The organism is Scytonema sp. PCC 10023, from assembly GCF_963920835.1.
Lineage (GTDB): Bacteria > Cyanobacteriota > Cyanobacteriia > Cyanobacteriales > Nostocaceae > Kalymmatonema.
In genome coordinates this window covers 1-1,215 of sequence record NZ_CAWUDP010000312.1, presented here as the reverse complement: position 1 = coordinate 1,215, position 1,215 = coordinate 1, and the positions used below count along the sequence as shown (strand labels likewise).

The 1,215-nt window shown below is 50.0% G+C and carries 1 protein-coding gene; it reads right to left on the bottom strand.

The features are described 5' to 3' along the window. Positions 1-6 precede the first annotated feature (6 nt). Positions 7-1,142 (bottom strand): IS630 family transposase gene (locus tag ACM0OZ_RS48920; RefSeq protein WP_414590172.1). Its coding sequence is split into 2 segments (ribosomal slippage): positions 7-713 and positions 713-1,142, totalling 1,137 coding nucleotides; the frame shifts between segments, so codons are not numbered across the junction. Between the last annotated feature and the right edge of the window lie 73 nt (positions 1,143-1,215).

Here is a 1,215-nt window from a genome sequence, read left to right as displayed (position 1 = left end):
TAGTCCTTAATCGTCAATAACCGGATATAAGCGTTTAAGTTTGATTCTTGCCTCAGTGGTGGTGAAGTGCCAACTGATGGTAGAGTCAAGACTATTGCGTTGTATATTCCATGCGTTGAGTTCGGCTTGGAGGGTAGGAAGGTCGGGAATACGGCGGTCAAGGCATTGGCGTGTAAGGGTAGCAAGTTCGATTTCGGCAATATTGAGCCAGGAGCCATGTTTTGGGGTGTAGTGGATTTCGAGACGATCAAGGAGGCGTCTTGCTTCTTCTGGTAGGAAAGTTTTGTAAAGAGCGGCGGGTTTGTGGGTATTCAGGTTATCACATATCAGCACGACCTTTTTGGCGTTTGGGTATTGCACATCAAGCAGATGTTTTATCTGCTCGGCCCAGTCGGTCATGGTGCGTTGTGCATGGGCAGACACAGTGCGAATTCCTGCTTTTGGCTCACAGAACATGAAGATACTCGCGGTGCCGTTGCGTTCGTATTCGGAGTCGTATCGTTGAGGTTGTCCCGGTTCCATCGGCAGTGGCGTGCATGTTTCCTTCACCAGTTGCACTGGTTGTTCGTCCATGCAAACCACTGGAAAATCGGCATCTAAAGGACGGTGATATACCTCCAACACGTCTTCCATGGCGGCTACGAATTCCGCATCCTGCTCCGGCGGAATAACCCAGCATTCCCGTAAATGAGGTTTAAGTTCGTTTTTTTTAGCACCTCATGCACTGTATTGGCTGTACAATGGGGCACAATCTTTAGTTCCACTACGCGGTCGGCTAGCATCTGCAATGTCCACCTACCACGACCTTCCGGTGGCGTACTGCACGCCAGCGCAATCAATCGGGCCTCCGCTTCACCATCAAACAGTCGGGGTATCGCTGGATTTTCACGCTTCTTGCGCTCAAGGGCCGCCGAAAAACCACGCTCAACCAGGCGTTTACGTGCCTCACACACCGTATCTTTATTGCAATGCAGGAGTTTGGCTATCGCTTCAACTGTCAGACGCTCACCATTTTCATCGCTGTGTAACAGTATCTGGGCATTGCGAATCTTATGGGCACCTCCTTTCCCCTTCTTCACGATCGCCTCTAATTCCTGCCGCTCCTCCTCACTTAACCGCACAATATACCTTTGCCGTTCCATTGCGCCCCCTTTCCGGTTTTGTGGTCAGCACTCCTTGTCATTTTATACGGTTTTTAGCGATTATATTCTACTA